The sequence below is a fragment of the Conexibacter sp. W3-3-2 genome, from assembly GCF_009707605.1.
GTDB classification, from domain to species: Bacteria; Actinomycetota; Thermoleophilia; order Solirubrobacterales; family Solirubrobacteraceae; genus Paraconexibacter; species Paraconexibacter algicola.
Genome location: NZ_WLYW01000001.1, coordinates 950,742 through 977,615, shown reverse-complemented (window position 1 = coordinate 977,615; position 26,874 = coordinate 950,742). Strand labels below are relative to the sequence as shown.

The following is a 26,874-nucleotide window of genomic DNA, read 5'->3' as shown; positions in this document are numbered from 1 at the left end:
GCTCGCCCTCCGGGCTCACCTCAGCGACACCCCCAACGCGATCCGAGAGGAGAAGAGCCCCCTCCACACGGCCTGACACGCCGCGATGTACCCGACGAGCGAGCTACACCACAACACGCGACTTGACTAGTCCGTCGGGGTGTTGCTGGCTCTTGATGTAGCCGATGCGGGACTTGACCCTGGCGCCGGCTTCGTCGCGCCAGAGGCCGTACCAGACCTGCCCGATCTGCTGGAGGGATCCAGTGCCGTAGCCGCGCTTTCCGTTAGATATCGCCACGTCTGCTCCAATCTTGGTTCCAATTTGGTTCCAATATGAGCGTAGACCATAGGCCCGGACGTCCCTAAGCCCTTGTAATAGGCCTGAGAACCTCCTAGATCACGTGGTACCTCCCGGCTGGGGAGTCAAGTCGCGTGTTGTGGTGTAGCTCGCTCGTCGGGTACATCGCGGCGTGTCAGGCCGTGTGGAGGGGGCTCTTCTCCTCTCGGATCGCGTTGGGGGGTGTCGCTGAGGTGAGCCCGGAGGGCGAGCCGAGGCGAGACCCCCAACGCGTGCAGCCTCCAGCGGAGGGGGTCAGGCCGCAAGGCTCGCGACCTCCAGGTCGTGGACCTCGTCGGCGTCCTCGATGGGGCCCGCCAGGACGACCGCCATCGACTCTTCGGAGAGGTAGCGCCGGCAGGTCAGCCACTCGTCGTTCTGCTCGATCAGGACGGCGCCGCAGAGCCGGATCGCGGACGCGTCGTTGGGGAAGATCCCGACGACATCCGAACGCCTGCCGATCTCCTTGTTGACCCGTTCCAGCGGGTTGGTCGAGCGCAGCTTGCTCCAGTGCGCTTTCGGGAACGCGTAGAACGCCAGGAGGTCCTCTTCGGCAGCATCGAGCAGCTCGCAGACCTTCGGAGCGACCGGTGCGAGGCGATCGAGCAGTTCGCCGACGCGGCGGCGCGCCTCGGTGCCGTCGGCGGCCTGGAAGACCTCGCGCAGGCCAGCGCTGATCAGGCCGCGCTCGTTGCGGCGGCAGTGGCCGTGCATGTTGCGGACGAAGTGCACGGTGCAGCGCTGCCACGGCGCGTCCAGGACCTGCGCGATCGCCGCCTTCAGGCCTTCGTGGTGGTCGCTGATCGCGAGCTGCACCCCGTGCAGCCCACGGGCTTTCAGCGAGCGCAGGAACGCCACCCAGAACGGGCCCGACTCGACCTGGCCGATATCCAGGCCGATCACCTCCCGCACCCCGTCCTGATTGACCGCGTAGGCGACCACCAGCGCCTTCGAGACAACCCGGCCGCGCTCGCGGACCTTGACGTGCTTGGCATCCAGCCACAGGTACGGATAGGCGTCCGTGAGCTCGCGCTCACGGAACTCGGCCACCAGCTCGTCCAGATCACGACAGAGCCGGCTGACGCGGTCCTTGCTCATCGCCCCGATCCCCAGCTGCTCCACCAGCCGATCGACCTTGCGGGTGCTGACGCCGTTGACGTAGGCCTCCATCACCACGCTCACGATCGCCTGCTCACACCGGCTCCGAGGCTCCAGGAAGCTCGGGAAGTACGACGGCCCGGACCGCGTCCTGGGGATCGCCAGCTCGATGCTCCCCACCCGGGTGTCCCACGCCCGCTGGCGGTACCCGTTGAGATTCGCGACGCGGTCCTCGGACCGCTCACCGCGGCCCGCCCCGGTCAGCTGCGCGACCTCGGCCTCCATCAACTCACGCACGACCAGCGCGACCGCGTCGCGCAACAGATCTCCGTGCTCGCCGCTCATCGCTCGCGCAACGACATCGGCAGGGGTCATCATCCGGTCCTCGGCCATCGTGGTGCTCCATTCATCGATCCTGTGGAAGGGACCGACGAGCATGGACACCACGGTGGTCGGACTACGTCCGGACCCGGTGTCCTCCTACACCACTTCTACCGACGTGACCGGCTGGGGGCCGGGCGGTCGCAGGTTCAAATCCTGTCTCCCCGACTCTCGAAAGCCCTGGGTCTTCCAGGGTTTTCGGCGTTCTAGGGCCGTCTGAGTTCCGCTCACGGGGTCCGAACGGGGTCCGTGCGGCTGGGTTCTGCTGGCTTTCTCTGGTTTCGATTCGGGGGTGGGCTGACCGTCGCGTCGTCCGCCTTGGACGTTCGACGATGGACGGCCAACTCGACTTCGACGGCGAGCTTCGCCGCTCGCGCGACACGCTCCTGGTCGCCGACGAGGTGGCGGCGATGCTGCGCGTGACGACGTCGTTGGTGTACGCCGAGACGAGGGCCGGCCGGATTCCGTGCGTACGGCTCGGCCGGTACTACCGCTACCGGGCGTCGGCGATCGCCGCGTGGATCGAGGAGGTCGAGCAGCGATGAGCCGACCACGCGGGGCAGGCTCGCTCTACGTCAAGCACGGCGCGTGGTACGGGCGTTGGACGAACGAGCACGGCCGGAAGTTGAATCGCCGGATCGGCTCTACCGAGTTGCTGTCGCGCGCTGAGGCTGAGAAAGCGTTCCGGTTGTTGCAGGGGAGGGAGGACCTACATCCCACGCCGAAGGCTGCCGGCGAATACACGGTCGACGACGCCTGCGCGGCGCTGCGGCGAAAGCTCGCGTACGTCGGCGTCTCGAAGTCCTACGCCGCCGGCTGCGAGCGCAAGCAGCGATTGCACATTGGTCCGGCGATGGGGGAGAAGACTCTCGACCGCGTGACCCGTGGAGACGTCGAGCGGCTCGGCGAGGACATGATCGCCTCGAAAGGCTTGTCGCCGAAGACGGTCCGCAACACGCTCACGTTCTTGCACCAGGTCTTCGAGCACGCGATCGATCTCGAGTGGACGAACGACAACCCGGTGCGGCGCGCCACGCGCCCGCGCCGCCGTCGCAAGGGCGACGCCGATCCAGACCTCCAGTTCCTCACACTGGAGGAGTTGGAGGCCGTGATCCGCGCGATCCCGGACGAGGTCGTCATGCCCGCGCCGAAGCCCTTTCGCAAAGGCCGGCGCGGCCCATCACCACCACCGCCACCCGATGTCCTCGGACCGGTCCTCCGTGTGATCGTCCGCACGGCCGCCCTGACGGGTCTCCGCCGCTCCGAGCTGATCGGACTTCGCTGGCGAGACGTCGATTGGGAGGCTCAGCGCATCCGAGTGCGCAACGCCTACGTCCGCGGCGAACACTCCGGCGACGGCAAGTCCGATCTCTCGCGGCGTCGGTCAGTTCCCATGAGCGACCAACTCGTCGCCGAGCTCAACGCCTGGTCCCGACGCACCCTGTTCACCGGCTCGGACGACCTCGTCTTCGCCCACCCGCTCCTCAACGCGCCACTCGACGGCTCGAAGGTCACCAAGAAGTTCCAAGCGGCGTGCCGCGAAGCCGGCGTCCGAGTCGTCCGCTTCCACGACCTCCGCCACACTTTCGCCACGCGCCTTGCCGCCAAGGGCGTTCCGCTCCGGAACATCCAGGAGTGGCTTGGTCACGCCGACTCCAAGACGACACAGATCTATTCGCACTACGCACCGAGCGCGCACGAGGTCGCGATGGTCAACGACGCGTTCGCTCCCGACGTCATTGCCGCGATCACGCCTCCAGACGATTCCGCGGAATCACCGCCGCAGTTCCCAGGCTTCTAGAAGCGTCCCGTCAGCCGATGCGTGATCCGGCTGAGCGTGTCGGTCAGAACCTCGGCCCGAGCGAGCGCGTCGACGAGTTCTCGCTCCGTGACGTCCTCACGCACCGCCAGGTCACGATTCCATCGCGCGACCTCCGTCTCGACGTACCGGCCGAGGACCTCAGCCACCGACCGGTCGCCGATTGCCCGCTTGAAGTCCGACCACGTCGCCTCGTCTACGCGCACCCGTGCGATTCGTGAGAGCGGCGGCCCCACCGTGACCTCCGCGGTCTGGATTCGGTTGCGCTTCCGGCGTCCCATGTCCTCCTAGGCGGCTGAGCAGCCGGTCGTCTACCCGGGCGATACGCGTAGACGCGTCACTCGCGATCGCTCCTATGTGTCAAGCGGTCTGGATCTGGAGGGTGTTGAAGACCCTGCGGGCGAGGTGGCGCTTGAGCGTGCGCAGCGCTTCGCGGTTGCTCTTGCCTTCGGTCTTGCGGCGTTCGTAGTACTCGGTGGCGGGCGGGTAGACCCGGATCTGCGTGACGGCGACGATGTGCAGGGCCCGGTTCAGTTTGCGGTTGCCGGTGCGGTTGAGGCGGTGTCTCTGTTGGCGTCCTGAGGAGGCGTCCAGGGGTGCGACGCCGGCGTAGGAGGCCAGCTGGGCTTCGGTGCGGAAGCGTCCGATGCCGTCGACCTCGGCGATGATCGAGCCCGCGCAGAGGATCCCGATGCCGGGGATCGCCAGGAGCTCGGGGTGGGTCTGGCGCACGAGCCGGCCGATCTCCTTGCGCAGCTCGTTGGCGTACTTGTTGAGCTCGCGGATGCGACGGACGAGGTCGCGGCAGATCCGGACCTGGGTGACCTGCTCCATGCGCTGCAACCGGCGTCCGACCTTGTCGACGTTGCTGGGGTTGGTGAACCCCTGGGCGGGGATCTCGTACTCCGGATCGAGCTGGTGCAGGTGCCAGCGCAACCGCCGCTGGTAGCCGGTGGACTCCTTGACCAGATCGTCGCGATGGTCGACCAGCAGGCCAATCTCGTGCTCGATCCCGGGCAGCACCGCCGACGGCAGGTTCGGTTCACGGATGGCGGCCCGCGCGATCGCCAGCGCGTCGATCGGGTCGGACTTCGAGAACGTCCGCTCCGACTTGCGTTGGTTGGCCATCAGCTTCGGCGGCACCCGCAACACGTGCTCCCCGGCCTCCAGCAGCGCGCGTTCCAGGCCGCTGCTGAGGATCCGGCAGTCCTCGATCGCCCACACCCGCTGCTCGTCCAAACCGCTCGCCCACGCGAGCAGCTGCGCGTGCCCGTGCTGCCTCGCCTTGACCGTTACGTCGCCCAGCAGCTCGGCCGTCAAGCCGTTCACGGCCGCGGCGGTGTGCGTCGCCTTGTGGGCGTCCACCCCGATCACGATCATCTCTCTCGCACCCTTCTCATGTCGCTGATGAGACGGGCCCTTCGGCGGACATCACTGGTTGGGGGCGTCTAGCCACGCTCCTATCAGGTCACGCCGGAGAACCCTCTGACGCGGCGGGCGACAGGACCCTTTGCAGGTCACTCTCCCTCTCAATCAGGAAGAGGACAGGCAAGTCTGGAGTCAGCCCGCCGCGCCGAGGCTACGACCGGAGCCGGACCCATTCCCGACGCCCGCCACAACAGCACTTTGAACAAGTGAAACTGTGTGCGGGTCTGGTGCTGTTGGAAGTCGCAGGCGAATGCGGGAGAACTGCCGCGCTGGGCGGTGCCGACGGCGGCCGGCGGGCGCCGTGACCGGTGATGGCGCGCGGGATGTCGATACTTCGAACGGTTCAGGTCGAGGTCGTGACCGAGCCGAAGCGGCTGTACCGAGTGAGTGCGTCACGAGAGGCGCCCACGTTCGAGGAGGCCTTCCGGTCGCACTACGAGTTGGAGCGTCCGCCACGCGGACCCGAGAACCGAGCCGCAGTCATCCACATGGCGCTGTCAATGTTTGACTCAGTCGGGGTTGCTCGCCAACTGGCCGCACGCGTGCCGAAACTCGGCGGGCACCTGACGACGGTCGAACTCGTCCCGAGGATGTCCCGGTCGCCGTGGAACTTCTCGGCGGCGGTTCGGTGATCAGTGAGCGGGTGCGAGCGTAGCGGCCGGCTCGGGGGTCGTGGTGGACATGGTCGGCGAGGCGGTTGCGGAGCGTCGGGCGGCGAGGTCGCGCTCGACGGCGATCGTGAGTGTGGCGAGGTGGTCGACGCCGATGATTTTCCGGAACTGCTGTTCGGCTTCGAGCATGCCGGCGGCGGTCCATCTGAGGCACATGTCGCCGGACTGCCAGCGCTTCACGTTCCTGGAGGTGCGGCGGACGAACTCGATCATCGACTCGATCGGGTTCGTCGAGGCGAGGGTGCGGCGGAGTTGCTCGGGGCAGCCGAGGCGCTGCAGTGTGAGCGTCTCGGGGAGGCCTTCGCGCAGCGACGCCGCGGCTCCGGGATGGGAGTGGGCGAGTTCGTCGGCGAGCCGGTTGAGGCCGTCGAGCGCGAGCTCGTAGTTGGACTGCTTCCAGGCGGTGCGCAACCTGCGCTTGACGAGGTCGCGATCGGCCTCGGGGAGGTGGTCCAGGACGTTCCTCTCCTTGTGGCGGATGCATCGCTGGACGGGGACCGGGCCGAGGACCTGGTCGACCGCCGCGCGCAGCGCCTTTCCGCCGTCCAGGACGACCAGGACGCCCTGGTCGAGGTCCAGGCCACGGTCGACGAGGTCGGCGAGGAGGTGCCGGGCGACCGTCTGGTTCTCGGTGCTGCCGTCCCAGAGGCCGAGCGGGACCTTCACCCCATCGGTCGTGACCCCGAGGGCGACGACGCAGCAGCGGCCTTTGAGCTCGATCCCGTCGAGCATCAGCGCCGCCAACCGCACGTCGCCCAGGTCGCGCGACATGAGCGCGCGCAGGTGCTCGGTCGTGCGCCCGACGAACTCGCGGCTGACCGCGCTCTTGGAGGTCGACCGCTCGGCCGCGGTCACGTGCTCGCCGACCGGCTCCCGGGTGCGCGCGAACCGTCGCGTGGAGACGCCGGCGAGCATCTGCTCGAGCACGACCCGGGTGAGTGGGTCACGGTCGGCGAAGTGCGCGTAGGTCTGAAGGCGGATCTCGCCGCTGCCGTCAGCGGCCCGCACCCGCGGGCGTTGCACGCCGACACGCCGGCCGCCCAAGGTGACCTCGCCCGGTTCGTGGCCGTGGCGCACCGCGACGCGGTCCGGGTCGCGTCGGCCTTTCGGGCCGACGACCTCGGTGACCTCTTCTTCCATCAGCGTGTCCAGCACGCCGAGCCCGACGCCGACGCTCAACGCCAGCAGCCCGTCCTTGGCGGCATTGACGAGCTCTCCGAGCGCCTCCTGCACAGCGGGCGGCAGCGCGAGCTCGCGGCCGTCGGGGTCCTGCTCTACGTTCCTCACGGCGGTTCTCCTGTCTCGGATGGACTTCAAGCACCCGTCACGCTCCCAACGGGAGCGGACGAGGCGGGAGAACCGCCGCCTACAAAGTTCTACGAGCTACGGGACAACCTCCTCGTCCCGGACCTGCCAAGACCGGTGGCCCCGCCCACTGGTCCGTCTGGGGGCGTCCGTCTCAACTCCTGGAATGCGTCGTCGATGTGAGTATCGACGCCTAGTGCCTAACCTATGGCGGGAACAGGTGTCGAACCTGGGAACGGAAGATGACCTACTCGATCTTCGACAGCACCGGAAATCTCCTCGACGCGTTCACCGACCGCGCCGCCGCTCTCGACTGCCTCGCCGGCATCGCCCAAGCCGAACCCGAGTCCGCCAACGACGTCTTCCTCATCACGCAGGACGACGATGGCAACGCCGTGGGCGAGACGGTCTACGCGTCGGCAGTTTCCATACCAGCCTGAGCGCCCTCCAGGTCGTCGACGGAGTGGCGGTAGTCGCCTACTCGCCGAGCTAAAGCACATCCAGTTCCTGGAGGAATAGCGACGGAGTCCGTCGGTGCGTTCCAGATAGCTGCGCGAACGTGAGATGTAGTTCGTCCTCGGCTCGGCAGATGCCAACGAAGCACGTGCGACGCTCCTCCCTTAGCGACTCTTCGTCGATGCTCCGATGGTCGGGCAGCATGCCTTGCTCCATGCCGAGCAGGTACACGATCGGCCACTGGAGGCCTTTGGTCTTGTGCAGCGACGCGACCTTGATACCTCCGCCCTCGGTGGGCGCGCGGCCGCCGGATCCGAGAGCAATCTCGGCGAGAAGGTCATCGACCGAAAACTGAGGATCGTGGCGCTCGAAGTTCTGCACCGCTTCGATCACTGGGTCAATCTTGATCGCGCGGGATGCGTCGACGCACTCGATGACGAACTTCGCTCGGGCTACTACCTCGCTGGCCGATGCACCGGCGAAAGCTCGTTCTCTGAGCTGCAATAGCGCTGCGCACGCAGGGTGCTCCATTTGGGCCGTGAGGAAGTCATGCACCGCCATGTCGTCGGCGAGTTCGATCTCAAGGAACTCGCACAGCCGTTGCGCTCGGCGCTGGTTCAGCCTTCCCTTCAACACTGAAAGGACAACGCTGAGGGTGCGACGATCGCCGACTTCGTACGTTTCACCGCGCCAGTCACTGATCGGGAGTTGCCTGCGCGAGAGAGCGGCGACGACGTCATCCGCGCGATAACCGGAGCGAACGAGCACGGCAATCTCGTGCGCCTTTACACGAGAGAGAGCTGATTCGATCGAGGCCGCGACCGCCTCCGCTTCCTCGTTTGTCGTTGAGAACGAATGAAGCTCAACAACGCCGTCGGGCCGATCGGCCCGCATCTTCCGCCCGCTTGCCTTGGGGTCAGCTGAGATGAGGCGGTTGGCTGCGTCGACGATCTTCCGCTTGCTGCGGTAGTTGCACGTGAGGGGGACATTCGACCGCCTCGAGTTTCTCGACGAAGCGGCTGATATTCGCGCTCTCCGCGCCCACGAAGCGGAAGATGGCCTGGTCGTCATCAGCAAAGACACTGATCGTCGACAGGTGGTCGGCGAGTGCCAAGACAATCTGCAACTGAGCAGCGTTTGTGTCCTGGAACTCGTCGACGAGGAGATGCGCGTAGCTCATGCCGTACGCGCGCGCCATCTCTGGATTCTCCGCAAGCAGTTGGGCGGTCAGTGCGACGAGGTCGTCAAAGTCCACCACCCCGGCCACTAGCTTTGCTGCTTGGTACGACTCTCCAAACTCCGCGACTGCGGCGCTTGGCTTCCGCTGACGCATGCGACTCGTTGACCAAGCCCGCGCGTGATTCGCGGTCCCGTTCGCCAGCGCGACCGAAGCGGCGAGTTCGCGCGCTTCGAGTTCGTCGAGAACGTCGAACTCACGGTCGAGCCCGAGTAGCTCGCCATGAGACCGAAGCACCCGCATGCCGAAGTTGTGGAAGGTCCCCGCATCGATTCGGTCGGCGCGGACCGCTGCAACGCCGACAGCGCGAGATTTCATCTCCGCCGCGGCTTTGTTGGTGAAGGTCAGTAGCAAAGCTTTGCTGTCCTGATCGCTTCGAAGGAGATGACGGGCACGGTGCGAGAGCGTGCGGGTCTTGCCGCTCCCGGGGCCGGCGAGGACCGCGATCGCTCGGTCGTCAGCCTCCACCGCGGCCCGCTGCTCGTCGTCAAGAGGTTGATCGTCAGACATGAGTCAACAAGTCATGTATCGGGCTGGGGACGTTGGTCGACGTCACGAGAGCAGAGACGAGTGGTGCCCACCTGGTCTTGGCTTTCCGGAGAAACCCGGCCAACTGGTCGTCTCGTGAGAGGCCAGTGTTCCCCGGAAGCGCGCAGAAAGCCGCAAGCTGGTGGGACGCACCCTCCGCATTGATGACCGCTTCGACTTGGTGCGCACCGACCGCGCGAACAAGCTCAGCTTCAAGGTCCAGATCGCATACAAAGAATCCCGCGGTATTGAACGACGCGCGATCGGTCACCGTAAGGCCTGCCCCGGCGAGCTTGGCGATCCAATCGGCCTCAGCATCAAGATCGCAGAGCCCGCTAACCGCGATGTCGAGGCCTTGCGGTCCCAACAACCGCAAGTACGTCGACAGCAGTCCTGCACCATCGAGCGAGATCACCGCCACTCCGCGCGCATCCAGGTCGACGCCGATCGTCCGGGCGATGACTCTCAGCGCAAGGAGGTCGCTCGCCCCTTCGACAAACAGCACGGTGCTTGCGAAGAAAGCCTCCGCGGTCTCTGCCGTTGCGTAGCGCTGGAGTTTCGTGGAGTCGTCAGGCGTAAGCGTGACTGCGCGCCTCGGCTCGACGTCGGCGGAACCTCGCTTGAGACGGACGACGTCGCGCGGCGTAACGGAACTAATCAAGCTAGACGAGTGAGTCGCGATGATCCCTTGTCCTGCCTTGGCCAAGAGTGCGCGCAACACCGACCGCTGAGCCTGCGGATGCAGCGACATCTCGGGTTCGTCGACCAGCAAGATCGTGTCCCCGTCGAGCAGTTGGAGTCCCACGATGAATGCAGCAAGCTGGGCCAAACCGCTGCTTTGCTTGGCCACCGCGGCGTGCGGCCCGAGGTACGACATCGCGAGTTGAAACTGAGCGAGTAGATCGCGAGGTGACTGAACCGCCGTATCGACGTCGAAAGCGCCGGCGTAGGCGTCAGGTACCAGCGCCGTCAGTTGCGTGTCGAGCCCGCCGAGAAGACCGGCCATGGCAGGGTCGGCCACCACATCGTTTAGGGCCGTCTCAATCGACGCGATGGCTGCGTTCAGGGCTAGATCGAGCGGTAGCGTCGCCAAGACGTCATCCATCAGGCTTCGGGGTCTGGCGAAGGCGACGAGACGCGCGGGATCGCGGTCCGCGGGGAGCCACATGATTTTGACTGCCCCACGCGCAGATCGCCCCACGCGCTGCCAATCAAGCCCGGGAAAGCCCCAAAGTGAGTCGACTTCGCCGGACACGTCATCCCACACCGCCCGCACGCCGATTCGCAGCCGCGCTGCGCCACCGCCAAACTCCACAGCATCGACGAACGCAGCTTGGTCGGACGGGCTGAGTTGATCGAGCGTCGCAATCAGTTCGATCGGGCGCGTCACGTCACGGAAGTCGCCTTTCTCGGTGATCCGCTGACCCGTCAGCGCGGACGCGATAGCGCGGAGAAGGCTCGTCTTCCCGCCGCCATTCGGCGCGACCACCGACACTGAGTCGCCGTTGAGATCGAGGCGGAAGTCAACGAAGAGCCGAAAGTTTCTGATCTCGACGCTGACCAGACGCATGCTGACGAGAACCTAGCCGACGCTGCATCTGTTTGCCGGGTCTGACGTACCGCAGCATGCCACTTAGCTGCGATGGCCTGGCGGTGTCGATTGACCAATAGACAGCGCACGGCGAGCCACCGACAGACGCTTCGCCTCAGCCGATGCGATGCGACGTCTAGCACCGCCTAGCGCAACCTGACACCGTACGGGTGGTGCCCGGGCGGCCGGATCCACAGAGCTACACGAAGTTCCGCGTCTCGGAGGATGTCCCGTTCGCCGTGGAACTTCTCGGTGGCGGTCCGGTGATCAGTGAGCGTGTGCGAGCGTAGCGGCCGGCTCGGGGGTCGTGGTGGACGGGGTCGGTGGCGTGGCTGTCGCGCGGCGTTCGGCGAGGTCTCGTTCGACGGCGAGGGTGAGGTTGGCGAGGTGGTCGACGCCGATGATCTTGCGGAACTGCTGCTCGGCTTCGAGCATGCCGGCGGCGGTCCATCTGAGGCACATGTCGCCCGACTGCCAGCGCTTCACGTTCCTCGAGGTGCGCCGGACGAACTCGATCATCGACTCGATCGGGTTCGTGCTGGCGAGCGTGCGGCGCAGCTGTTCGTGGCAGCCGAGCCGCTGCAGGGTCAGCGTCTCCGGGAGGCCCTCCCGCAGCGACGTGGCCGCCCCGGGATGCGACCGCGTGAGCTCGTCGGCGAGCCGGTTGAGGCCGTCGAGCGCGAGCTCGTAGTTCGACTGCTTCCAAGCGGTGCGCAACCTGCGCTTGACGAGGTCGCGATCCTGCTCGGGGAGGTGGTCCAGGACGTTTCTCTCCTTGTGACGGATGCACCGCTGCACCGGGACCGGGCCGAGGACCTGGTCGACCGCCGATCGGAGCGCCTTGCCGCCGTCGAGGACGACGAGGACGCCCTGGTCGAGATCGAGGCCGCGGTCGACCAAGTCGGCGAGCAGATGGCGGGCGACCGTGGCGTTCTCCGTAGAGCCGTCCCAGAGGCCGAGCGGGACCTTCACCCCGTCGGTCGTGACGCCCAGCGCGACGACGCAACAGCGCCCTTTCAGCTCGATCCCGTCGAGCATCAGCGCCGCCAGCCGGACATCGCCGAGGTCGCGGCTCATGAGGGCGCGCAGGTGCTCGGTCGTGCGGCCGACGAACTCGCGGCTGACCGCGCTCTTGGAGGTCGACCGCTCGGCCGCGGTCACGTGCTCGCCGACCGGCTCGCGGGTCCTGGCGAACCGCCGGGTCGAGACGCCGGCGAGCATCTGCTCGAGCACGACCCGGGTGAGCGGGTCGCGGTCGGCGAAGTGCGCATAGGTCTGAAGACGGATCTCGCCGCTGCCGTCGGCGGCCCGCACCCTCGGGCGTTGCACGCCGACGCGCCGGCCGCCGAGCGTGACCTCGCCCGCTTCATGGCCGTGACGAACCGCGACACGGTCCGGGTCACGTCGGCCCTTCGGTCCGACGACCTCGGTGACCTCCTCTTCCATCAGTGTGTCCAGCACGCCGAGCCCGACCCCGACCGACAGGGCCAGCAGCCCGTCCTTCGCAGCGTTCACGAGCTCGCCGAGCGCTTCCTGCACAGCCGGGGGCAGCGCAAGTTCGCGGTCGTCGCGGCCCTGCTCTACGTTCCTCATGGCGGTTCTTCCTTCCTCGTCGTGGATGACTTCGCACTCGCCACGCTCCCAACGGAAGCGGACGAGGCGGGAAGGACCGCCACCTACAAAGTTCTACGAGCTACGGGACAACCTCGCGTCTCGGTCGGCGTGTTTTTGTGCCTCGCTGCGTTTGCCCTCCCGGGATACGTGCTTCGCGACAACGCCGTGCTGCGAGTGTCTGAGAAGGAGCTGGCTGGCCTAAACGCCACGTCGCGTGATGAACTGGAGCGGCGTCAGCGCCTCGCCAGCGACATCGGCGAGGCAGCACTGCCGATCGCGGTTGTTCTTCTCATGATGGGGCTGGGTGTGCTGCTGTGGTCGGTCCCAGATCTCAAGCTGCAGGAACAGACTGACACTGACCGCGCGAAGGCAGAGTTGCAGGACCTACAGTCACGACTTCGCCGCCAGACCGAGGAGGAGCTCGAGACAGAGGCTCGCCGTGAGGCGGCAGAAGTAGACGCGGCGCAGAGCGGCGTGCGCAACGAGAAGGCTCCGGCGCCGGAGTCCACCAACGCCCGTCGGGAGCGCGTCGATCGGCTCTTGGACATCGAACGCGAGGTCCTCTCCGCAGTTGCCGCCTTGGTGCCGATGCCCTACGCGATGCAGACTCGTGTTGCGTTGCCTGGGAGGATGTCCCGGTCGCCGTGGAACTTCTCGGCGGCGGTTCGGTGATCAGTGAGCGGGTGCGAGCGTAGCGGCCGGCTCGGGGGTCGTGGTGGACATGGTCGGCGAGGCGGTTGCGGAGCGTCGGGCGGCGAGGTCGCGCTCGACGGCGATCGTGAGTGTGGCGAGGTGGTCGACGCCGATGATTTTCCGGAACTGCTGTTCGGCTTCGAGCATGCCGGCGGCGGTCCATCTGAGGCACATGTCGCCGGACTGCCAGCGCTTCACGTTCCTGGAGGTGCGGCGGACGAACTCGATCATCGACTCGATCGGGTTCGTCGAGGCGAGGGTGCGGCGGAGTTGCTCGGGGCAGCCGAGGCGCTGCAGTGTGAGCGTCTCGGGGAGGCCTTCGCGCAGCGACGCCGCGGCTCCGGGATGGGAGTGGGCGAGTTCGTCGGCGAGCCGGTTGAGGCCGTCGAGCGCGAGCTCGTAGTTGGACTGCTTCCAGGCGGTGCGCAACCTGCGCTTGACGAGGTCGCGATCGGCCTCGGGGAGGTGGTCCAGGACGTTCCTCTCCTTGTGGCGGATGCATCGCTGGACGGGGACCGGGCCGAGGACCTGGTCGACCGCCGCGCGCAGCGCCTTTCCGCCGTCCAGGACGACCAGGACGCCCTGGTCGAGGTCCAGGCCACGGTCGACGAGGTCGGCGAGGAGGTGCCGGGCGACCGTCTGGTTCTCGGTGCTGCCGTCCCAGAGGCCGAGCGGGACCTTCACCCCATCGGTCGTGACCCCGAGGGCGACGACGCAGCAGCGGCCTTTGAGCTCGATCCCGTCGAGCATCAGCGCCGCCAACCGCACGTCGCCCAGGTCGCGCGACATGAGCGCGCGCAGGTGCTCGGTCGTGCGCCCGACGAACTCGCGGCTGACCGCGCTCTTGGAGGTCGACCGCTCGGCCGCGGTCACGTGCTCGCCGACCGGCTCCCGGGTGCGCGCGAACCGTCGCGTGGAGACGCCGGCGAGCATCTGCTCGAGCACGACCCGGGTGAGTGGGTCACGGTCGGCGAAGTGCGCGTAGGTCTGAAGGCGGATCTCGCCGCTGCCGTCAGCGGCCCGCACCCGCGGGCGTTGCACGCCGACACGCCGGCCGCCCAAGGTGACCTCGCCCGGTTCGTGGCCGTGGCGCACCGCGACGCGGTCCGGGTCGCGTCGGCCTTTCGGGCCGACGACCTCGGTGACCTCTTCTTCCATCAGCGTGTCCAGCACGCCGAGCCCGACGCCGACGCTCAACGCCAGCAGCCCGTCCTTGGCGGCATTGACGAGCTCTCCGAGCGCCTCCTGCACAGCGGGCGGCAGCGCGAGCTCGCGGCCGTCGGGGTCCTGCTCTACGTTCCTCACGGCGGTTCTCCTGTCTCGGATGGACTTCAAGCACCCGTCACGCTCCCAACGGGAGCGGACGAGGCGGGAGAACCGCCGCCTACAAAGTTCTACGAGCTACGGGACAACCTCTTGCCTGGCGCCAACACCGTCTACCTAGACGGGCTTCTTCTCGATCAGGCCGAGGGATTCGAAGACGTAGTGGTGGAAGTCCGAGCGATCCCGCCCGACGCCACCGAGTCGGTGACGGTGCAGGGCCTTCAGCGCACTAGCCAGATCCTGAACGCGTACCGCGCTTCGGCGCCGGCGCGATCCGCGCGAGGCTGGTTGATCTACGTCGTCGATCCAACGCCGGCGCCCGAGCAATGGGCGCAGACAGTCCACGGCCTTGAAAAGGAGGTTGTCCCGTAGCTCGTAGAACTTTGTAGGTGGCGGTCCTTCCCGCCTCGTCCGCTTCCGTTGGGAGCGTGGCGAGTGCGAAGTCATCCACGACGAGGAAGGAAGAACCGCCATGAGGAACGTAGAGCAGGGCCGCGACGACCGCGAACTTGCGCTGCCCCCGGCTGTGCAGGAAGCGCTCGGCGAGCTCGTGAACGCTGCGAAGGACGGGCTGCTGGCCCTGTCGGTCGGGGTCGGGCTCGGCGTGCTGGACACACTGATGGAAGAGGAGGTCACCGAGGTCGTCGGACCGAAGGGCCGACGTGACCCGGACCGTGTCGCGGTTCGTCACGGCCATGAAGCGGGCGAGGTCACGCTCGGCGGCCGGCGCGTCGGCGTGCAACGCCCGAGGGTGCGGGCCGCCGACGGCAGCGGCGAGATCCGTCTTCAGACCTATGCGCACTTCGCCGACCGCGACCCGCTCACCCGGGTCGTGCTCGAGCAGATGCTCGCCGGCGTCTCGACCCGGCGGTTCGCCAGGACCCGCGAGCCGGTCGGCGAGCACGTGACCGCGGCCGAGCGGTCGACCTCCAAGAGCGCGGTCAGCCGCGAGTTCGTCGGCCGCACGACCGAGCACCTGCGCGCCCTCATGAGCCGCGACCTCGGCGATGTCCGGCTGGCGGCGCTGATGCTCGACGGGATCGAGCTGAAAGGGCGCTGTTGCGTCGTCGCGCTGGGCGTCACGACCGACGGGGTGAAGGTCCCGCTCGGCCTCTGGGACGGCTCTACGGAGAACGCCACGGTCGCCCGCCATCTGCTCGCCGACTTGGTCGACCGCGGCCTCGATCTCGACCAGGGCGTCCTCGTCGTCCTCGACGGCGGCAAGGCGCTCCGATCGGCGGTCGACCAGGTCCTCGGCCCGGTCCCGGTGCAGCGGTGCATCCGTCACAAGGAGAGAAACGTCCTGGACCACCTCCCCGAGCAGGATCGCGACCTCGTCAAGCGCAGGTTGCGCACCGCTTGGAAGCAGTCGAACTACGAGCTCGCGCTCGACGGCCTCAACCGGCTCGCCGACGAGCTCACGCGGTCGCATCCCGGGGCGGCCACGTCGCTGCGGGAGGGCCTCCCGGAGACGCTGACCCTGCAGCGGCTCGGCTGCCACGAACAGCTGCGCCGCACGCTCGCCAGCACGAACCCGATCGAGTCGATGATCGAGTTCGTCCGGCGCACCTCGAGGAACGTGAAGCGCTGGCAGTCGGGCGACATGTGCCTCAGATGGACCGCCGCCGGCATGCTCGAAGCCGAGCAGCAGTTCCGCAAGATCATCGGCGTCGACCACCTCGCCAACCTCACCCTCGCCGTCGAACGAGACCTCGCCGAACGCCGCGCGACAGCCACGCCACCGACCCCGTCCACCACGACCCCCGAGCCGGCCGCTACGCTCGCACACGCTCACTGATCACCGGACCGCCACCGAGAAGTTCCACGGCGAACGGGACATCCTCTTGAAAAGACGCTCAACCGCTTTGACCACCAGATCGAGGTCTCAGTCATTCGGGCTGACGCGATGCGTGCGGACCTCAGCTGGCCATTTTCTCGTTCCTAATCCAGACAGTTGCTCGTTGGTTGAGGCGGACATGGGCGTCGCCGCGACCGCGCGAACGCCTGATGCCTAACTAGTCCCGCGAGGTTGGTCAAAAAGCTTGGACATTCGGACGACGGCCTCGCTGGGCCTCCGCGACGACCTGTTCCCCGGCTGAGAGAAATCCAGAGGGGCGCTTGCGATCCAGTTCGCGAAGCCTTCGCTTGGCAGCCTTGTCGAGCTTCATCGTCGGGGGACGTGCGCCGAACATCCAGGTCCGGTGGAGCGGATCGCTGCGCCCTTCGACAAGAATCGCTTGTCCTCGAATCGACGAGAAGTCGAGCGTTTCTCGGAGGTGCATCATCCACAGGTCGCATTCGTCCAGGAACTCGACGCGCTCGTCCAGGGTTCGCCGTCGCCGAATGAACGATGTGAACTGCGGAGCGTACGTCGAGTTGTCCGCGACGGCGCCAAGGTCATAGAGAGACACAACCCACGGCGGTTCGCCGTCACCGAGCAGCCCCGCTTCTCGGAGCTTCGGGAAGACGAGCCCGACGAACCCCAGCCCTTCGAGCGTGACCACAACACTCTCGACACGAGTCGCAGCCGCGACTGGTATCGCGATCGGTTCGTTCGTGTTGCGATCGAAGAACGAAGGCGAGAGCCCACCGTCAAGTTCCGCGGCGAGCCTCGCGCACTGCTCCGAACTCTTCCCGAGAAGGTCCTGGAGATCGCGCGAGAGGTCGGCCTTGCGACCGCGCCACGACGTCCCCGCCATTGCTCCCGCCTTGGCTTCGACGATCACGCAAAGATCATCGATGACCGCGATGACGTCCGCTTCGTACCGAATACCGTCGAGCCAATAGCACGCGTTGGTCCAGACCTGGTCCGTTTTCAGCGCCTTGGCGACGTGAGCTGCAGCCGTGGTCTCCACGTATCGCGAACGCGTCGCCTCATACCGATGGAACATGGGCGGTGTGCGCTTCAGGGCCTCCTCGATCCGCGGCCGCAACTCCCAGAGGAGGTTGCCGGGCAGGGTCAAGAGATATCGCCCGGTGCCGTCTGAGACGAACGGGCGGCGACGGACCTGGTTCCGACCAGTCATCAGGTTGGTGCCCTTGGTGTCGCCGAATCGGCTTGCAAAGCAATCCAAGAACGCTTCGGCCAACGATTGATCCATGCCCGCCTCCTCAGCCAAGTCGGTCGGGGTGACGAGCAGCGCGTCCCTGAGCTTCACGGAGAAATGTTCGTCGGCGATCAGTCGCATGCCGCGAGCGAACGCGAGACGCGCGTCAACTAGGGCCGCGTCAGTTGCTGATCCGTCGGCGGATCGAGCGATCGACTCGTGCACTTCGTTGGCGAGAGAAGCCGTTCGCTCACCATGTGCATTCATCCGCCGCGTGAGGAGGCGTCCAACTGCGTCTTCGAGTTCCAACGCCTGAGCAATGTCGAAGCCTAGGACTGATTGGAGGCAACTCGCTATTTCGTCGTCCTGTCCCAGATGGGCCAGGAGGGATTCTGCTTGCTGTGCATAGCCCGGCCAGCGTGAGATCGCGTCGTGGACCTCGACTGTTGCCGCGATCGCCTCGATGGGGTCCTGTGCGCTCTTCTCGCGCTCTCGGGCACTGAAGATCGCTTGCATGGTGATCCCGCGAGTGCGATCCAGCGTTTGCTGGATGGCCCGGCTCATTGCCACATCGTCGCCTGGTGATCCAATCGGGTCAGGCGTTCCCCGCTCGAGAAGAATCGACGCGACGTACTCAATCGTCGCCGCCGAATCCGCGTCGAGCTCCGTGTAGATGTCCGGGCGACTGAACATCTCCGTCGCCGCGATGCAAGCCAGGACGTGCATGGCATCGAAGGGCTCGAGGTCGGCGGTGATCGCGCGCTTGATCTGTGAGATCTCGCGTGGCCCAGCGTCGAGTGCCGGGAGGTGGGCGCGCTTGAGCGCGTCCGGCATTCCGGCCTCTGCTCTGTCTCGTGCACGGGACGGAGGCATGGCGCGAAACAAGTCCGCCGCGGTTCTTGGAGACTGGCCCATCGCGTCGATGATCGCTCGCGTGACGGACGTCCGTCCGGTCGCGACGGACCGCGCGCGCATGTCTTGGCCGGGCCGGCTTGGGGTTCGAGTCCGACGTCGCCCCGTCTCCCAGCCGAACCCGTCACCGCGGGGTCCGAACGGGGTCCCAACTAGGCGAAACCGAGGACACCTCAGGTACACTGAACCCCGATGAACACTGGGTTTTCGACCCAGCAGAATCACCAGTCTTGGGCTGGGGGGCCGGGCGGTGGCAGGTTCAAATCGTGTCTCCAGGACTTGCCGAGAGCCACGGAGGTACAGGAGCTTTCGGACCTGCTGAGGGGGGACAGCCGGGCGCAAGTGCTCGTCTTTCGTCGGAACAACTGCGAGGGCGGGCAGCTCCTTGGACTTCGGCGCATGCCGGCCTTGCGACTGCTCGCTGCAGCGCACCGCCTCGGTTAGCGTGACCCGTCATGCCCGGGGATCAGGTACGCGGGGAGTTGCTGGATCGCCTGCAGGCGATCCGGGTCTCGGAGCGCGACGGGATGCGGGCGCCGCACAAGCCGCTGTTGCTGCTGTACGCGCTGGCGCGGGTGCAGACAGGGGAGCCGCGGCTCGTGGCCTTCGCGGGGGCTGAGGGCCCGCTGCAGGAGTTGCTCGACGGCTTCGGCCCGCCGCGTCCCACCGAGCCGCGGTACCCGTTCTGGCACCTACGGAACGACGGGCTCTGGGACGTGCCTGCGGTCGAGGAGTTCGACACGGGGCCGAGCAGCAGGCGTCCCGGGGTCACCGCCCTGCGGGCCGCCGGGTGGGGCGGGTTCGTGGAGGAGTTCGACCGCGCACTCCGCGACGACCCGGAGCTCGTGCGTCTCGCGGCGCACGCCGTCCTCGATCGGCACTTCGAGCCATCGCTGCACGACCCGATCGCGAGCTCCGTCGGGCTCGATCTTGCGGCCGCCGCGACCGTCGCGGAGGTGCGCAAGCGCAAACGCGATCGGGCGTTTCGTCACCGAGTGCTCGTCGCATACGAGTACCGGTGCGCGGCCTGCGGCTGGAACGTCTACCTGGGCTCCGACGCGTTCGGACTCGAGGCTGCGCACGTGCTGTGGCACACGCACGGCGGACCGGACGAGCTCGACAACGGCCTCTGCCTGTGCGCGCTGCACCACCTCGCCCTCGACCGCGGCGCGCTGTCGATCGACGACGAGTACCGGCTGCTCGTCTCCCAGCACATCTCAGGATCGACCGGTGTCGCCGACGGTCTCCACGCGCTCGCCGGACGGCCACTCGGGCGACCGCAACCCGGCAACCCGCCGATCCGTCCCGACCACGCCGACTGGCATCGCGCGCAGGTCTTCCGGGCTCCTGCGCGCGCGGCCTAACGCACCTCGGTCCGGGCCCCCCGGCCACCACCCGGTCGACCCCGCGGTGCCCCACATGCGACGCGCTGTCCAGCGTTCGTGAGAGCACCATGAGGCCCCGGTGAGAACTCCGTGAGAGCGGCGCGACACGCGTCGCGCTGAATTGCAGGATGTCGCACATGCGACGACTTCTTGCACCCATCCTCCTCCTGACCATCCTCGCGCTCGGCCTGCCGGGCCTGGCGGCCGCCAAGCCCGCTCCAGGCGAGGGGCCGAGCACCCCCGCTCCTGGACCGGACCCCACGCACGTGACGGTCCTCAAGCCCTGGGGACCGAACCTGAAGTACCGGATCGTCCGCAACGCGACCGCGTACACGGAGCTCAACGCGCGCTCCGACCCGTACTCCTACCCGCAGAAGGACAGCTGGTTCACGATCGACTGCCAGCTCTACGCGGACACGCAGTCCGGACGCCGGCTCTGGACCCGCATCCCCGGCGTCGGCTGGGTGATCGACAACGCGATCAAGACCTACACCGACGGGCGACTGCAGGGCGTGCCGTCCTGTGCCGACCCCGGCGCCGGGCACGTCTGGTTCAAGCAGCCCTGGGGGCCGCGCAAGGAGTACCGCGTCACGCGTGACGTCCAGCTGCTCGACCGTCCCGGCGGCGCGCCGATCGCGACGACGCTGCCGGCCAAGTCGTGGACCGCGCTGGGCTGCGCGATGACCCACAAGGGCGGCCTGTGGTTCTACGCCAACCCGCGCGGGCGCGGCGCCGGCTTCGTCCCGGCCGACGCCGTCAACCGCTGGCAGGACGGCGTCCCGGCCGGCCTGAAGCGCTGCGTGACCCAGCCGCAGCCGATCCGCACCTACGCGGCGATCGGGGACTCCTACTCCTCCGGCCTCGGGACCGACGCCGCCCAGACCAGCGGCTGCAAGCAGTCACCTGGCGCGTTCTTCGGGCAGCTGCGCGGCGGGCTGAAGCAGGGCATCATCACCAGCGACTTCTACTTCCAGGCCTGCGCCGGAGCGACCTCCAAGGACGTCCTGGCCGACCAGCTGGACGCGCTCGACAGCGGGACCCGCGTGGTGACGCTCACCGCCGGCGGCAACGACTTCAACTTCGAACGGATCGCGAAGTCGTGCCTGTTTCCCGGCGGCAACCCCTGCTACGCGGCCGTCAACCAGGAGATCCAGCGCTCCGCCGTCACGCGAGTCCGTCGCGACCTGGCCACGCTGTACACGGCGGTCCGTCGCAAGGCGCCGAACGCCAAGGTCTACGTCCTCGGGTACCCGCGCGTCGTCCACCCGTCCCGCATCGAGGGCTGCGGTGCGCTCTCCCGTGAGGACGGCCCGGTCCTCCTGCGCGCGGTCCTCACGATGAACCGGACCATCAGGCGAGCGATCGGGCAGCGACGCGGCTTCCGCTACGTCGACCTTACGCGGACCTTTCAGGACCACCCCGCCTGCAACAAGGGCTCGGTCGACTGGCTGAACGGCGTGCACGTCGACTCCTTGGACAAGGACGCGTCGTTCCACCCGAACGATCTCGGTCACCGGGCCATCGCCGCCCGGCTGCGGCAGGTCGCCCCGCAGTACTTCGGCTGAGCCGCGGGATGTGAGAGATCTCTGAGAGGCCCCTCGACCCGGCCCTCGCCGCGCGCGAGGGTCGGGTCATGCCGATCTCCGACACCCGTCGCGCTCTCCGTCCCGCCGTCCTCGCCGTCACCGGCGCGGCGATCCTCGCCGGGGCGCAGGCTCCCGCGACGGCGCAGGCCGCCGGATGCTCGAAGGTCGTCGAGGGGCAGTCCCGCACGCTCGTCGGCCAGCTGACCGAGGACCGCTTCTCCGAGAGCTACAGCAGCGGCGGGATGCCGCGCACGAGCAACCACAAGATCTCGCGGTTCTCGATGGGAACGCTCGCGCTGCGCGTCGCGACCTGCCGCTCCGGCGGGCGCTGGCGCGTCCTGGACCCGGCCTCCCTGTCCCCGGCCTACGCGAACTTCTCCGGTGACTCCGTGCCCTTCGGCGCCACCGGCTACGGCATCTCGCCGCTGGAGATCCGCGGGGGATCGCTGCGCGTCCGGGCGATCCAGTGCCGCTCCAGCCAGATCTGGAAGACCGTCAGCGGCCTCACCGGCGTCCCGGTCCCCGGCCCGTTCCTCCCTCTCGATCGCCCAGTACGTCGGCAACCAGGTGGGCGTGAAGTTCCTGCCGAAGGACCGCACGCGCTGCGCGCAGATCGTCGCCGGCACGGTGCCGTTCGCGTTCACCCGCGGCGGGGCGATCACCGCCCGGTCGTTCACCGCCAGCCGTACCTACCTCGTGCAGGACCTCGGCGACGTCAAGATCAAGAAGACGCTGACCGTCCGCGTCACGCAGCGCTGAACGCGAAGAAGGTTCGGGTAGGCCGTACCTCCGGGTACGGTTAGACTGTACCCGTGGTCAACCCGTTCGTCTTCGACCGTCCGCTGCCCGCCGACCGCGCGGTCGGTCGCGCCGAGCAGCTCGAGCGGCTCATCGCGCTCGTGCAGGGCGGGCAGTCCGTCCGGCTCGCGGCCCCGCGCCGCTACGGGAAGACGACGCTGCTGCAGAACCTCGCCGACGTGGCGTGGAGCGCGCACGACCTCGTGCCCGCGTACATCGACCTGTCGCGCGTCACCAGCCTGCAGGACGTCGCGATCCGCGTCGCGCGCGCCTACGAGCACCGGCTCAGCGCCGGCGTCTGGCGGCACCTGCGCTCCCGCCTCAGCGCCCAGGTGCAGGCCGGGCTGCCGGGCATCGGGTCCGCGTCCGTCACGGTCGCCGCGCGCGGCGGGACGGGGGACGCGCTCGCCGCGCTGCACGAGGTGCTCGAGCTGCCCGCGCTCGTGCACGCCCGCACCGGCCAGCGGTCGCTCGTCATCTTCGACGAGTTCCAGGACCTCCTCACCGTCGGCGACGACCTCGACGGCGTCCTGCGCAGCCACCTGCAGCACCACCTCCAGGTCGCCTCCTACGTCTTCGCCGGATCGCAGCCGTCGATGATGGCCGCGCTGTTCGGCGACCGCCGCCGCCCGCTGTTCGACCAGGCCCGCTCCATGACCCTCGGCCCGCTCCCCGCCACCGAGCTCGGAGACCTCGTCGCCGGCACGCTCGAGCAGGCCGGCCGGCCCGACCTCGTCGAATGGGTCGACGCGCTCGTGCAGCTCAGCGCCGGGCACCCGCAGCGCGCGATGCTGCTCGCCCACATGCTCTTCGAGCAGCCGCCCGACGCCCCGGACCCCGTGACCGCCGCGCTCGCCGCCGCCGTCGCCGAGGCCGCCGACGGGCTCGAGCAGACCTGGCGGTCGCTCACCGGCCACCAGCGGCGCATCCTCGGCGCCGTCGCCCACGGGCACGACCGCCTGCTCACCACCGCGGCGCTGCAGCGCACCGGCCTGGGGAAGGGGTCGCAGGCCGGGGCGCGCGACGTGCTCGTCGACGCCGCGATCCTCGAGCGGACGGGGGAGGGGAGCGCCGTGCGGTTCGTCGACCCGCTCATGCCGCACTGGATCCTGCGCGACCCCGAGGCCTGATCCGCGACGGTCCGCGCAGGGCCCGGACATGCGCCCGCGTATGCTCGCGGGGTGTCAGACGCACCCGCACTCGACCAGCAGCACGCACGACGCTGGGCGATCCTCGGCCTGATCGGGGTCGCGCAGCTCATGGTCGTCCTCGACTCGACGATCGTGAACATCGCGCTCCCCAGCGCCCAGGAGGACCTCGGGTTCTCCACCGGCAACCGGCAGTGGATCGTCACCGCCTACGCGCTCGCGTTCGGCTCGCTGCTGCTCGTCGGCGGCAAGATCGGCGACATCTTCGGGCGCAAGTGGACGTTCGTCGGCGGCCTCGTCGGCTTCAGCGTCGCCTCCGTCCTCGGCGGCCTCGCCCCGTCCTTCGGGGTGCTCGTCGCCGCCCGCGCCCTGCAGGGCGTGTTCGGCGCGCTGCTCGCCCCGTCGGCGCTCTCGATCCTCACCGTCACGTTCGCCGACTCGCCCGAGCGGCCCAAGGCGTTCGGCATCTTCGCCGCGGTCGCGACCGCCGGGGCGTCGGTCGGCCTGCTGCTCGGCGGCGCGCTCACCGACGCGCTCTCGTGGCGCTGGTGCCTGTACGTCAACCTCGTCATCGCGCTGCCCGCCGCCGTGCTCGCCGCCCGGCTGATCGTCAACGAGGCCAACCCGCAGCGCCCGCGGATCGACGTCGTCGGCGTCGCGCTCGCCTGCACCGGCCTGTTCGCGCTCGTGTTCGGCTTCAGCAAGGCCGAGACCGACTCGTGGACCGCCACGATCACGATCGTCTCGCTCGCCGCCGCGGTCGTGCTGCTCACCGCGTTCGTGCTCAGCCAGCGCCGCGTCGCCGAGCCGCTGCTGCCGCTGCACATCGTCTGGGACCGCGCTCGCGGCGGCGCCTACTCGGCGATCATCATCGCCGGCTCCAGCGTCTTCGGCGTCTTCCTGTTCCTCACGTTCTTCCTCCAGAACGACCTCGGCTACTCGCCGCTGAAGACCGGCGTCGCGTTCCTGCCGATGACCGCCCTGATCTTCGTGATGGCCCCGACCATCCAGACGAAGATCCTGCCGCGCGTCGGCGTCCGGCCGCTGGTCATGACCGGCATGACGCTCGGCGCGCTCGCGATGCTGCTGTTCTTCGCGCAGCTCGACCCCGACTCCACCTACGCCGCCGACGTCCTGCCCGGGCTGATGCTGCTCGGGGTCGGCATGCCGTGCATCTTCGCGCCGTCGTTCGCGACCGCCACACTCGGGGTCGCCCGCTACGAGGCCGGGGTCGCGTCGGCGATGGTCAACACCTGCCAGCAGGTCGGCGGCGCGGTCGGCACCGCCGTCCTCTCGACGATCTTCGCCAACGCCGCCAAGGACTACGCGGAGGGCCGCGCGCCCGCGCCCGACCTCGCGCGCGCCGCCGAGATCCACGGCTACACCGTCGCGTTCACCGCGGGCGCCGTGCTGTTCGGGATCGGGCTGCTCGTCGCCGCGTTCGTGCTCCCGCGCGCCGCCGGTCCCGCGCCCGTCGCCGGCCCGGCGGTCGAGGCCGCGTAGGGGGAACCCCTCGCCGCGCGCCCTACCGGGTGACGCGGACCGTCGTGCTGGCGCCGCCCGCCGCGCTGCGGCTCGTCGGGCTCGTGTTCAGCACGATCCGGTAGCTGCCGCGCCGGGCGCCCTTGAAGCTCACGAACACCAGCCGGCGCCCGCAGCTGCCCGCGGGGGAGGAGGGCACCTCGACGCGCCGCAGGCGCTTGCCGTTCGACCCGACCACGTGCAGGTAGCCCTTGCGCAGGGCGCCGTAGCCGACCGCGAGCACGCTCACCGACTCGCCCTGGCGGACGCGCGTGCTGGTCGGGATCACGCGCGGGACGTCGACCTCGATGGTCGTGGTGCGGCCGTCGAAGCCGTAGGAGGTCGTGCCCGCCGCGTCGAACGCCTCGACGCGCGTGTCGTAGGAGAGCACCGGGAGCTTGCCGTAGCTCGTCGCCGCCGGCAGCTGGACCTGCTGCGTGAACGACGGGTCGAAGCCGCCGGGGAACGTCGCCGACGGCGCGTAGGTGACGGGCGCGAACGGGAACGTCACCGCGTTCGCGGGGCGCAGGCCGCCGCTGGTCCCCGACGCCGCGTACACGTTCGGCACGATGATCGTGCGCGCCTGCTGGCGGGTCTGCTGGGTCGGGCCGACCGGGCCGTACTGCGCGGTGATGGTCGTGATCGCGCCCGGCTTGACGCACGACGGGGCCGCCCGGACGCCGATCGCGGCCGGCGCGGCGGCCGGCAGGAGCGCCAGCGCTCCGGTGGCGCAGAGGGCGGGCAGGACGAGCTGGCGCGTCGGCATGCGCGTGAGCCTACCTGCGACAGCTGCTGCGCGAACCGCACCGCCCGGGGCCGCCCGGCACCGCCGGTAGCCTCGACGACGCCGTGCCCGTCCGTCGCGTCATCGCGCACCTCGACGCCGACGCGTTCTACGCGACGTGCCACGAGCTGCTCGACCCGTCGCTGAAGGGCCGCCCGGTCGTCGTCGGCGGCAGCGGGCCGCGCTCGATCGTCACCACCGCCTCCTATCCCGCCCGCCGCTTCGGCGTCGGCAGCGCGATGCCGATGAGCCGCGCGCTGCGGCTCTGCCCCGACGCCGTCGTCATCCCGCCCGACCGCGAGCTCTACACCCGCACCTCCCGCGCCGTCTGGGACCTCGTGCGCCGACGGCTCCTCGACGCCGGCGCCGTGTACGACAGCGAGGAGGACGGGCCGATCGCGCACCTCGAGCAGGCCGGGATCGACGAGGCGTACGCCGAGCTCGTGCAGGTCGACCGGCCTCTGGCGTTCCTGCGCGCGGTCATCGCCGAGGTCCGCGAGACCACCGGCATCCAGCTGTCGGCCGGGGTCTCGCCCTCACGGCTGATCTCGAAGATCAGCTCCGACCTCGAGAAGCCCGCCGCGTTCGTCGTGCTCTCCCGCGAGCAGGCGCTCGAGCGGCTCGCCGACCGCGAGCTGCGCATCGTCCCCGGGATCGGCCCGAAGGCCGCCGAGACGCTCGCCGCCCAGGGCTTCGCCACGCTCGCCGACCTCGCACGCGCCGACCCCGGCGCGCTCGTCGCCACCTTCGGCGAGAGCCGCGGACACTGGCTCGCGCGCGTCGCCGACCTCACCGTCGACGTGCCGCTGCAGCCGGTGCGCCAGCGCAAGAGCATCAGCAGCGAGCACACCTTCCCGCAGGACGTGCCGCCCGACAGCGACGAGTCCGCACCCCTGCGCGACCAGGTCGAGAAGATGGCCGTCGAGGTCGCGCAGGCCGCCCGGCGGCGCGCCTTCCGCGGCCGCAACGTCGCCGTCAAGATCCGCACCGGGGACTGGCACACGTTCACGCGCGCCACCACGCTCCCCGACTACACCGACGACCCCGCACGCATCACCGCCGAGGCGCTCGCCCTCTGGGAGCAGCACCGCCCCGACGACCCGGTCCGCCTGCTCGGCGTGCGGCTCGGCGCCTTCGAGCACGTCGAGCGGCGCGAGCGCGAGCTCGCCGGCGCCCAAGACGCCGGCGGCTCCGCGCAGCTGCAGCTCCCGCTCGACGAGGCCTGAGCGGTGC

General features: G+C 68.7%; 23 protein-coding genes. 12 read left to right on the top strand and 11 right to left on the bottom strand.

Annotated elements, in window-relative coordinates; all coding sequences use genetic code 11:
* Nucleotides 1-571: 571 nt before the first annotated feature.
* Nucleotides 572-1,807, bottom strand: a complete 1,236-nt coding sequence (locus tag GKE82_RS04860) for an IS256 family transposase (RefSeq protein WP_154735015.1) — start codon at nucleotides 1,805-1,807, stop codon at nucleotides 572-574.
* Nucleotides 1,808-2,127: 320 nt separating this feature from the next.
* On the opposite strand from GKE82_RS04860, the gene GKE82_RS04855 reads away from it, so the two are divergent.
* Together GKE82_RS04855 and GKE82_RS04850 are read left to right on the top strand one after the other, a co-directional pair.
* Nucleotides 2,128-2,340, top strand: coding sequence for a helix-turn-helix domain-containing protein (locus GKE82_RS04855; RefSeq protein ID WP_154732502.1), 213 nt, complete (start codon nucleotides 2,128-2,130; stop codon nucleotides 2,338-2,340).
* The gene (locus GKE82_RS04850; protein WP_154732501.1) at nucleotides 2,337-3,596 is read left to right on the top strand and encodes a site-specific integrase; all 1,260 of its coding nucleotides are present in this window, start codon (nucleotides 2,337-2,339) and stop codon (nucleotides 3,594-3,596) included. The genes GKE82_RS04855 and GKE82_RS04850 overlap by 4 nt, the downstream gene beginning before the upstream one ends.
* Here GKE82_RS04850 and GKE82_RS04845 read toward each other — a convergent pair.
* The 3 genes from GKE82_RS04845 to GKE82_RS04835 form a co-directional block, all read right to left on the bottom strand.
* Nucleotides 3,593-3,895: a hypothetical protein gene (locus GKE82_RS04845; RefSeq protein ID WP_154732500.1), complete on the bottom strand. Its 303-nt coding sequence runs from the start codon at nucleotides 3,893-3,895 to the stop codon at nucleotides 3,593-3,595. The two genes, GKE82_RS04850 and GKE82_RS04845, sit on opposite strands and share 4 nt — an antisense overlap.
* Nucleotides 3,896-3,974: 79 nt before the next feature.
* Nucleotides 3,975-4,994, bottom strand: a complete 1,020-nt coding sequence (locus GKE82_RS04840) for an IS110 family transposase (protein ID WP_154732499.1) — start codon at nucleotides 4,992-4,994, stop codon at nucleotides 3,975-3,977.
* Nucleotides 4,995-5,674: 680 nt separating this feature from the next.
* On the bottom strand, nucleotides 5,675-7,000 hold the full coding sequence (locus GKE82_RS04835) for an IS256 family transposase (RefSeq protein ID WP_196189050.1): 1,326 nt from the start codon (nucleotides 6,998-7,000) through the stop codon (nucleotides 5,675-5,677).
* 260 nt (nucleotides 7,001-7,260) lie between these two features.
* Between GKE82_RS04835 and GKE82_RS04830 the strand changes: the two genes are divergently transcribed.
* On the top strand, nucleotides 7,261-7,458 hold the full coding sequence (locus tag GKE82_RS04830; RefSeq protein WP_154732498.1) for a hypothetical protein: 198 nt from the start codon (nucleotides 7,261-7,263) through the stop codon (nucleotides 7,456-7,458).
* 49 nt (nucleotides 7,459-7,507) lie between these two features.
* Here GKE82_RS04830 and GKE82_RS30560 read toward each other — a convergent pair whose 3' ends face one another.
* From GKE82_RS30560 to GKE82_RS04810, 4 genes are all read right to left on the bottom strand, one after another.
* The gene (locus tag GKE82_RS30560; RefSeq protein ID WP_309233792.1) at nucleotides 7,508-8,401 is read right to left on the bottom strand and encodes a 3'-5' exonuclease; all 894 of its coding nucleotides are present in this window, start codon (nucleotides 8,399-8,401) and stop codon (nucleotides 7,508-7,510) included.
* Nucleotides 8,391-9,221, bottom strand: a complete 831-nt coding sequence (locus tag GKE82_RS27855; RefSeq protein ID WP_154732496.1) for a UvrD-helicase domain-containing protein — start codon at nucleotides 9,219-9,221, stop codon at nucleotides 8,391-8,393. The genes GKE82_RS30560 and GKE82_RS27855 overlap by 11 nt, the downstream gene beginning before the upstream one ends.
* Entirely contained in the window at nucleotides 9,214-10,809 is a 1,596-nt protein-coding gene (locus GKE82_RS04815; protein ID WP_154732495.1) for an ATP-dependent endonuclease, read from the bottom strand. Before GKE82_RS04815 ends, GKE82_RS27855 begins: the two co-directional genes overlap by 8 nt.
* 288 nt (nucleotides 10,810-11,097) lie before the next feature.
* Nucleotides 11,098-12,423 carry an IS256 family transposase gene (locus GKE82_RS04810; protein WP_154732000.1) on the bottom strand — a complete coding sequence of 442 codons (1,326 nt, stop codon included), beginning with the start codon at nucleotides 12,421-12,423 and terminating at the stop codon, nucleotides 11,098-11,100.
* Nucleotides 12,424-12,444: 21 nt separating this feature from the next.
* On the opposite strand from GKE82_RS04810, the gene GKE82_RS04805 reads away from it, so the two are divergent.
* Nucleotides 12,445-13,116 carry a hypothetical protein gene (locus tag GKE82_RS04805; RefSeq protein ID WP_154732494.1) on the top strand — a complete coding sequence of 224 codons (672 nt, stop codon included), beginning with the start codon at nucleotides 12,445-12,447 and terminating at the stop codon, nucleotides 13,114-13,116.
* Here the strand turns inward: GKE82_RS04805 and GKE82_RS04800 are convergent, their stop codons facing one another.
* Nucleotides 13,117-14,442 (bottom strand): IS256 family transposase, encoded by a 1,326-nt coding sequence (locus GKE82_RS04800; RefSeq protein WP_196189050.1) that lies wholly within the window; start codon nucleotides 14,440-14,442, stop codon nucleotides 13,117-13,119. It abuts the gene before it with no gap.
* A 111-nt stretch (nucleotides 14,443-14,553) separates the two neighbouring features.
* Between GKE82_RS04800 and GKE82_RS04795 the strand changes: the two genes are divergently transcribed.
* Together GKE82_RS04795 and GKE82_RS04790 are read left to right on the top strand one after the other, a co-directional pair.
* The gene (locus tag GKE82_RS04795) at nucleotides 14,554-14,832 is read left to right on the top strand and encodes a hypothetical protein (RefSeq protein WP_154732493.1); all 279 of its coding nucleotides are present in this window, start codon (nucleotides 14,554-14,556) and stop codon (nucleotides 14,830-14,832) included.
* A gap of 100 nt (nucleotides 14,833-14,932) precedes the next feature.
* Complete coding sequence (locus GKE82_RS04790) at nucleotides 14,933-16,258, top strand: IS256 family transposase (RefSeq protein WP_154732000.1); 1,326 nt, start codon at nucleotides 14,933-14,935, stop codon at nucleotides 16,256-16,258.
* Between the two features lie 235 nt (nucleotides 16,259-16,493).
* Here the strand turns inward: GKE82_RS04790 and GKE82_RS04785 are convergent, their stop codons facing one another.
* Nucleotides 16,494-18,341: a hypothetical protein gene (locus GKE82_RS04785; protein ID WP_154732492.1), complete on the bottom strand. Its 1,848-nt coding sequence runs from the start codon at nucleotides 18,339-18,341 to the stop codon at nucleotides 16,494-16,496.
* Nucleotides 18,342-18,874: 533 nt separating this feature from the next.
* Here GKE82_RS04785 and GKE82_RS04780 point away from each other — a divergent pair.
* From GKE82_RS04780 to GKE82_RS04760, 5 genes are all read left to right on the top strand, one after another.
* Nucleotides 18,875-19,783, top strand: coding sequence for a phosphorothioated DNA-binding restriction endonuclease (locus GKE82_RS04780; protein WP_154732491.1), 909 nt, complete (start codon nucleotides 18,875-18,877; stop codon nucleotides 19,781-19,783).
* Between the two features lie 158 nt (nucleotides 19,784-19,941).
* Nucleotides 19,942-21,369 (top strand): SGNH/GDSL hydrolase family protein, encoded by a 1,428-nt coding sequence (locus tag GKE82_RS04775; protein WP_154732490.1) that lies wholly within the window; start codon nucleotides 19,942-19,944, stop codon nucleotides 21,367-21,369.
* 594 nt (nucleotides 21,370-21,963) lie between these two features.
* A complete protein-coding gene (locus GKE82_RS04770) occupies nucleotides 21,964-22,149 on the top strand; it encodes a hypothetical protein (protein WP_154732489.1) in 186 nt (61 codons plus the stop codon).
* 53 nt (nucleotides 22,150-22,202) lie between these two features.
* Nucleotides 22,203-23,318 carry an ATP-binding protein gene (locus GKE82_RS04765; protein WP_107570604.1) on the top strand — a complete coding sequence of 372 codons (1,116 nt, stop codon included), beginning with the start codon at nucleotides 22,203-22,205 and terminating at the stop codon, nucleotides 23,316-23,318.
* A gap of 51 nt (nucleotides 23,319-23,369) precedes the next feature.
* Nucleotides 23,370-24,839 carry an MFS transporter gene (locus tag GKE82_RS04760; protein ID WP_309233418.1) on the top strand — a complete coding sequence of 490 codons (1,470 nt, stop codon included), beginning with the start codon at nucleotides 23,370-23,372 and terminating at the stop codon, nucleotides 24,837-24,839.
* A 22-nt stretch (nucleotides 24,840-24,861) separates the two neighbouring features.
* On the opposite strand, the gene GKE82_RS04755 is transcribed toward GKE82_RS04760, so the two are convergent.
* A complete protein-coding gene (locus GKE82_RS04755) occupies nucleotides 24,862-25,623 on the bottom strand; it encodes a hypothetical protein (protein ID WP_154732488.1) in 762 nt (253 codons plus the stop codon).
* Between the two features lie 83 nt (nucleotides 25,624-25,706).
* Here GKE82_RS04755 and GKE82_RS04750 point away from each other — a divergent pair, with 83 nt between their 5' ends.
* Nucleotides 25,707-26,867 carry a DNA polymerase IV gene (locus tag GKE82_RS04750; protein ID WP_154732487.1) on the top strand — a complete coding sequence of 387 codons (1,161 nt, stop codon included), beginning with the start codon at nucleotides 25,707-25,709 and terminating at the stop codon, nucleotides 26,865-26,867.
* Nucleotides 26,868-26,874 lie beyond the last annotated feature (7 nt).